7 protein-coding genes and 1 pseudogene are annotated in these 6,300 nt (G+C 76.1%); 5 read left to right on the top strand and 3 right to left on the bottom strand.

What is annotated here, in order from left to right; genetic code table 11:
- The 3 genes from GTR00_RS11555 to GTR00_RS11565 all read left to right on the top strand — a co-directional run.
- The coding region (locus GTR00_RS11555) for an ABC transporter substrate-binding protein (protein WP_166611771.1) at positions 1–1,301 on the top strand (1,301 nt) is incomplete at its 5' end.
- Positions 1,298–2,215 (top strand): carbohydrate ABC transporter permease, encoded by a 918-nt coding sequence (locus tag GTR00_RS11560; RefSeq protein ID WP_205705589.1) that lies wholly within the window; start codon positions 1,298–1,300, stop codon positions 2,213–2,215. The genes GTR00_RS11555 and GTR00_RS11560, both read left to right, overlap by 4 nt.
- Complete coding sequence (locus tag GTR00_RS11565) at positions 2,212–3,087, top strand: carbohydrate ABC transporter permease (RefSeq protein ID WP_205705590.1); 876 nt, start codon at positions 2,212–2,214, stop codon at positions 3,085–3,087. The genes GTR00_RS11560 and GTR00_RS11565 overlap by 4 nt, the downstream gene beginning before the upstream one ends.
- Before the next feature lie 51 nt (positions 3,088–3,138).
- Here the strand turns inward: GTR00_RS11565 and GTR00_RS11570 are convergent, their stop codons facing one another.
- Together GTR00_RS11570 and GTR00_RS11575 are read right to left on the bottom strand one after the other, a co-directional pair.
- A complete protein-coding gene (locus GTR00_RS11570) occupies positions 3,139–4,191 on the bottom strand; it encodes a polysaccharide deacetylase family protein (protein WP_166611772.1) in 1,053 nt (350 codons plus the stop codon).
- Entirely contained in the window at positions 4,188–4,520 is a 333-nt protein-coding gene (locus GTR00_RS11575) for a hypothetical protein (RefSeq protein ID WP_166611773.1), read from the bottom strand. Before GTR00_RS11575 ends, GTR00_RS11570 begins: the two co-directional genes overlap by 4 nt.
- A gap of 343 nt (positions 4,521–4,863) precedes the next feature.
- Between GTR00_RS11575 and GTR00_RS26360 the strand changes: the two are divergent.
- Positions 4,864–5,130 (top strand): annotated as a pseudogene (locus tag GTR00_RS26360) (STAS domain-containing protein); the annotation flags it as partial.
- Between the two features lie 53 nt (positions 5,131–5,183).
- Here the strand turns inward: GTR00_RS26360 and nucS are convergent.
- Entirely contained in the window at positions 5,184–5,876 is a 693-nt protein-coding gene (nucS, locus tag GTR00_RS11585) for an endonuclease NucS (protein ID WP_166611775.1), read from the bottom strand.
- A gap of 89 nt (positions 5,877–5,965) precedes the next feature.
- On the opposite strand from nucS, the gene GTR00_RS11590 reads away from it, so the two are divergent.
- Complete coding sequence (locus GTR00_RS11590; RefSeq protein ID WP_205705591.1) at positions 5,966–6,199, top strand: LIM domain-containing protein; 234 nt, start codon at positions 5,966–5,968, stop codon at positions 6,197–6,199.
- Positions 6,200–6,300: the final 101 nt, after the last annotated feature.

A 6,300-nucleotide genomic window follows, 5' to 3' on the forward strand; every position in this document is an offset into this window, starting at 1 on the left:
CACCCCGCACCACGCCCACGACCTCCCGCCGCGCCCTGCTGGGGGCCGGCGCGGGACTCACCGCCGCCGCGGGCCTGTCGGCCTGCAGCGGCTTCTCCACCGGCGACTCCTCCGACGCCTCCTCCGCCGCCCCCGACGAGCTCACCATGATCACGTGGGCGAGCGACGCGGAGCGCCCCGCGTTCGAGAAGCTCGCCGCCGACTTCGCCGCCCAGGGCGGGCCCCGCGTGCGGCTGCAGGTGGTGCCGTACTCGGAGGTCCTCACCGCCGTGGACACGGCGCTGCGCACCGACAGCCCCCCGGACCTGTTCCGCGTCAGCTACACCGACGTGGCCGCCTACCGCGCCCAGGGGGTGCTGGCGGACCTGCCCGACGCCGGTGCGCTGGAGCAGGCGTTCCTGCCGGCGTTCTGGAGCGCGGTCACCGACGAGCAGGGCACCTTCGGCATCCCGCACCACACCGACACCTCCATGGTGCTCGTCAATGACGAGGCCGTCGCCTCCGCCGGGCTGAGCCTGCCGCGCACCCCGCAGGAGGCGTGGAGCTGGGAGCAGTTCGCCGACGCCGCCCGCCGGGTGCGGCCCACCCGCGCCGACACCTACGCGGTGGCGGTGAACTGGCAGAACGCCGGGGCCTTCCGCTGGCTGAACTTCGTCGACCAGGCCGGCGGGCGGCTGCTCACCGAGGGCCTGGACGCCGTGGCCGAGGACGACCCCGGGATGCTGGCGGCGCTGACCTTCACCCGCGACCTGTTCCGCCAGGGCCTGACCCCGCCCAACGCCAACGCCCGCGGCCAGGGCGCCAGCGACCTCTTCCTCAACCAGACCGTCGCGATGTGCTTCGCCGGCGACTTCCTGCTCTCGGAGATCGAGGGCGGCGGCTTCGGCTACTCGGCCACCTTCCTGCCGCGCGCCGTCAACGCCTCCGCCGACCTCGGCGGCAACGCGCTGGTGGCGGTGCAGGACAGCGCCAAGAGGGACGCGGCGCTGGACTTCCTGGCCTTCTGCGCCCAGGCGCAGCAGGTGGGGGAGTTCTGCGCCGCCGCCACCGTGCTGCCCACCCGCAGCGACGTCGACGCCGCCTCCCTGGACTGGGTCGTGCGCCCGGACCTGATGGAGCTGTACGTGCAGCAGGCGCGCGAGATCCGCACCCCGCTGGTGGAGCAGGTCGTCGTGCCCAGCTTCAGCGCCATCAACGCCCAGCTGCGCGACCGCCTCGACGAGGCCTTCCTCGGTTCCGACGACGACGCCACCGCCCTGCGCAAGATCACCGACGGGGTGCGGTCGGTGATCGACGCGTGAGCGTCGCCGGTGTCGCGGCCGGCCGCGCCGCCGGCCGGACCCGCAGGCCGGTGCGCCGCTGGGCCACCTCCTACGCGCTGCTCGCCCCGGCGCTGCTGCTCTTCGGGCTGTTCGTGCTCTACCCGCTGGTGCAGGCGGTGCGCATCTCCCTGACGGACTCCACCGGCATCGGCGAGCCGGAGTTCACCGGCCTGGCCAACTACGCCCGCATGGCCGGCGACCCGGTGTTCTGGCGCGCCGCGGGCAACACCGGCCTGCTGGCGCTGGTGTCCGTGCCCACCAGCGTGGCCGCCGGCTTCGGCATCGCGCTGCTGCTGCGCGAGCAGCTGCCGGCGCGGGGGCTGTTCCGGGCGCTGTTCCTGGCGCCCTACGTGCTCTCCGGCGTGGTCGTCGCCATGGCGGGCCGGTGGATCTTCGACCAGAACGTCGGCATCGTGGACCGCACCCTCACCGCCCTGGGGCTGCCGGCCCCCGACTGGCAGTCCAGCGGCACCGCCGCGGCGGTGTCGGTGTTCGTGGTGCTGTTCTGGGCCCGCACCGGGCTGGTGGTGGTGCTCTACCTCAGCGCGCTGCAGGGCCTGGACCGCGACGTGCTGGAGGCCGCCGAGCTCGACGGCGCCTCCCGCTGGCAGCGCGTGCGGCACGTCAGCTGGCCGCTGCTGCGCCCCACCACGTTCTTCGTGGTGGTGCTCATGGTCGTGGAGGTCTTCCAGACCTTCGACGTGGTGCGCGTCATGACCGGCGGCGGCCCCGCGGGGGCCACGGAGATCCTCGTCACCTACGCCTACGCGCAGGGCTTCCAGGCGCGCGCGGAGGGGTACGGCTCCGCGATCGGCGTCGTCGTCTTCGCCGTCATCCTGCTGGCCACCGTGCTGTCCTGGCGCGCCCAGCGCGACGCGGAGGAGGTCGCGTGAGCGCCCCGGTGCGCGAGGGCTCGCGCCTGTCCTCGCCCGCCCCCGCGGCGGTGCCGCCGCGGCGGCGGCCGCGCTGGCCGCGGCTGCTGGTCGTCGCGGTCCTGGCGCTGGTGTGGGTGTTCCCGCTGTACTGGATGGTCGTCACGGCGCTGTCCTCGCGCTCGGACCTGGCCGCCGGGCGGGTGGGGCTGCTGCCCACGACCCTGGAGCTGGACGCCTTCCGCCGCGTCCTGGTGGACTTCCCGCTGCTGCAGTGGGTCTCCAACTCCGCCGCGATCGCCGTGGTGGCCGTCGTGATCACCGTCGCCGTGGACGTCCTGGCGGGCTTCGTGCTGGCCAAGCACCGCTTCCCGGGGCGCTCGGTGGTCTTCTTCTGCATCGTCGCGACCCTGATGATCCCGGTGCAGACGCTGCTGGTGCCGCAGTTCGACCTCGTCAACGACCTGGGCTGGATCAACTCCTACTGGGCCGTCATCGTGCCGCGCTCGGCGGAGGCGTTCGGGGTGTTCCTGGCCCGGCAGTACTTCCTGTCCCTGCCCGACGAGCTGCTGGAGGCCGCCCAGCTGGACGGCGCCGGGCAGCTGCGCACGCTGGTCTCGATCGTGCTGCCGCTGGCGCGGCCCCTGGTCGCGGTCCTGGTGGTGATGACGTTCATGTACCGCTGGAACGAGTTCGCCTGGCCGCTGGTGGCGCTGCGGGTCCCGGAGCTGTACACGCTGCCCGTGGGGCTGTCGTTCCTGCAGAACCAGTACACGACCGACTACCCGGCCCTGATGGCCGGGGCGCTGCTGTCGGCGCTGCCGGTGCTGGTGCTCTTCGGCCTGGCGCAGCGGCAGTTCGTCGCGGGCCTGGCGCGCAGCGGCCTGCGCTGAGGGGACCCGCCCCGGGAACGACCACCCCGGGCGGGACCGCCCGGCGGGTGCTCAGGCCAGCCGCTGCAGCAGCGCGTTGGAGGTGACCAGCCGCACGCCCGCGGCGGCGACGGCCGCGTCGCCGGCCGCGTGCGGGTCGTGCGGGGTGCCGCCCAGCCACGCCCAGGCCGCCGGGGTGCGCCCGCACACCTGCCGCAGCCGCTCCAGCGGCTCCAGCACCTCCCGCTCCACCTCGCCCGCGGTGCGCACCGCGGCGCTGGCGGCGTGGGTGGCGGTGTGCCCGCACACCTCGTGCCGCCCGGCCAGCGCGGCCAGGTCGTCCCAGGTCATCGCCAGCCGTTCGCCCTCGCGCGCGTCCAGCACCCCGTAGGAGTGGCGCACGGCGAACTCGCGCTGCGCGCTGGCCGGGGCGTCCAGGAACGCCGTGGGCGGGTAGAACCAGCCGACCAGGCCGGTCTCGGCCAGCAGCGGCGCGGCCACGTCCACCGCGGAGGCGAAGCCGTCGTAGAAGGCGGGCACCACGCCCGGGCGGGTGCTGCGCCAGCGGCCGGTGTCCAGGAAGGCGTGCACGTCGGCGGCGCTGACCGGCTCGAAGCGCTCGGCGTACGAGGTCAGCTCCGCGCGCAGCCGCTCGCGGTGCGAGCGCGGGGTGTCGTGGAAGTTGACCACGCGCAGCAGCCGCCCGCCGGCCAGCGCCTGCACCACGTGCGCCGCCTCGGCGTGCCGCTGCGGCCAGGACGGGCGCCGCCAGCCGTCGGGGCGCCAGGCGGCCAGGCTCGGCGCGGGCTCGCCCGGGGCCCTCGGCGCCGCGGGCGGGGCCGGCTCCGGGCGCACGTCCAGGTCGGCGAGCACGGCCAGGGCGTCCTGCACGGTGACGTCGGGGTCGGCGCCGGCCAGGACCTCCCAACAGCGCCGCAGCCGCCGGGCCAGCGCCTCGCCGTCCGCGTCCCCGCCCGCGTCCCCGCCCGCGGCGGGCGGGGACGCAGCGCCGTCCTCCAGGGCCAGCACCATCGCCACCCCGGCCCGCTCCTCGTCCTCGGCGGCCAGCGCCAGCGCGGCCGCGAGCACCTCCTCGCGCCCGGGCGGCGCCGCGGGTGCCGTCACGGGCGACGGCCGCGGCCGTCGAGGACCTGCCGCGCCAGGCCGGCCTGCTCGGGGAAGACCATCACCCGCGGGCCGTCCGTGGTCGGGGCCAGGGTGGCGCGGATGCCGGCGTCGAGCAGGGTGCGCCGCTGCACCTCGGCCTCCACGAACGTCGACGGCGCCGAGACCACCTCCAGCAGGCCGTACTCGCTGCTGTCGCCGCGGCTGGGGCGGCGCTCCACCAGGGAGCGGCCGCGGGAGAAGGTCCAGCGCAGCAGCAGCGCCAGCACCCCCACGACCAGCAGGGCGACGAGGGGTCCCACCGCGTAGTAGTAGCCGCCGAAGGTCACCCGGTCAGTGTCCCCGCCCTGTCCAGCCCGGCGGCAGCGCCCGGGCCCGACAGGTCACCGTTCGGGAACGGCGTGCTCTTTCGCGCCCGCGCGACTGCGTTGCGTGGCAGAGTCGGCACACAGGGTGCCCTGATCGTGCGGCTGCGCGGTGCAACCGGACGAGGGCCCCCTGCGTCCTAGCCGGTGACCACGACCGGCGTCCTCGGGGGAGGAACACATGGCGATCCAGGTCGCAGCAAGGAGAGCGGTGCCCGGCACCGCGCACGACGTGGCGGCGCGCCGCGCCGCCCGCGCCGCCCCACCGGGCGGTGCCACGCTCGTCGAGGAGGAACCGGGCAGGCTCGTGCGCCTGTCCGGCCGCCTCGACGTGCACACGGTGCCGGAGGTGCGCACCGCCCTGCACGCCGCGGTGGACCGCGGCAGCGGGCCGCTGGTGGTGAGCGTCGAGGGCGTCGTCCTCGCCGACGCCACCGCCCTGGGCGTGCTCGTCGGCGCCCACCGGCGCGCGCAGCGGGCCGGGCGCGAGCTGGTGCTGCGGGACGTGCCGCTGCCGGCGCTGCGCCTGGTGCGCGTCACCCGCCTGCACCGCGTGCTGCACGTCGAGGACGGGCAGCACGTCGAGGACGGGGTGCGCCCGGCGGTGGCGCGGCTGCACCCGCGGGCTCAGAACAGGCGCGTGGAGGCGTCGTCCACGCCCCGCAGGGCGTCGTAGTCCAGCGTGACGCAGCGGATGCCGCGGTCGGTGGCCAGCGTGCGCGCCTGGGGCTTGATCTCCTGGGCGGCGAACACGCCGGCCACCGGCCGCAGCTGCGGGTCGCGGTTGAGCAGCTCCAGGTAGCGCGTCAGCTGCTCCACGCCGTCGATCTCCCCGCGCCGCTTGATCTCCACCGCGACGGTGCCGCCGCCGCCGTCGCGGGCCAGGATGTCCACCGGGCCGATCGCCGTGGGGTACTCCCGGCGCACCAGCTGGTAGCCCTCGCCCAGGGTGGCGATGTGCTCGGCCAGCAGCTTCTGCAGGTGCGCCTCGACGCCGTCCTTGACCAGCCCGGGGTCCACGCCCAGCTCGTGGCTGGAGTCGTGCAGCACCTCGTGCACCGACACCACGAGGCGGTCGTCGCTCTTGAGGTGCTGGACCGTCCAGGTCTCCACCACGCCCTCGGCGGCGTCCTCGCCGGCGGGCGCCACCGTCAGCCGGGCCGGCGGGCTCATCCAGTTCAGCGGCTTGTAGGAACCGCCGTCGGAGTGCACCAGGACGCTGCCGTCGGCCTTGACCAGCAGCAGGCGCGTGGCCAGCGGCAGGTGCGCCGACAGGCGCCCCGCGTAGTCGACGGAGCAGCGGGCGATGACCAGGCGCACGAGGGGGCAGCTTACGTGCCGGGCGCGCCCGCCGTCCCGCGCCCCGCCGCCGCCCCGAGCCGCCCCCGCGCGGCGTGCTCGGCCGCGGCGTGGACCGCACCGTGGACGGCCCCGACGGCTCGTGGGTGGTGCGCCCGCTGCGCGGGGGCACCTCCACCAAGACCTACCGCTGCCCCGGGTGCGCCCAGGAGATCCCGCCCGGCGTCCCGCACGTGGTGGTCTGGCCCTCGCGCGGCACCTTCAGCCCGGGCGACGGCGTCAGCGAGCGCCGGCACTGGCACCCGTCCTGCTTCGACGCCCGCGGCCGCCGCGGGTGGCGCTGACGCCCCGCCGCCGCAGGCCCCGCCGCGGACCCGGCCCCCGACCCGGCGCGCCCGCGCGCGCGGGCCCGCACTACCGTCGCCGGGTGACCGGAACCCCCACC

Origin of the sequence: Kineococcus indalonis, from assembly GCF_009906395.1 — a bacterium.
GTDB classification, from domain to species: domain Bacteria; phylum Actinomycetota; class Actinomycetes; order Actinomycetales; family Kineococcaceae; genus Kineococcus; species Kineococcus indalonis.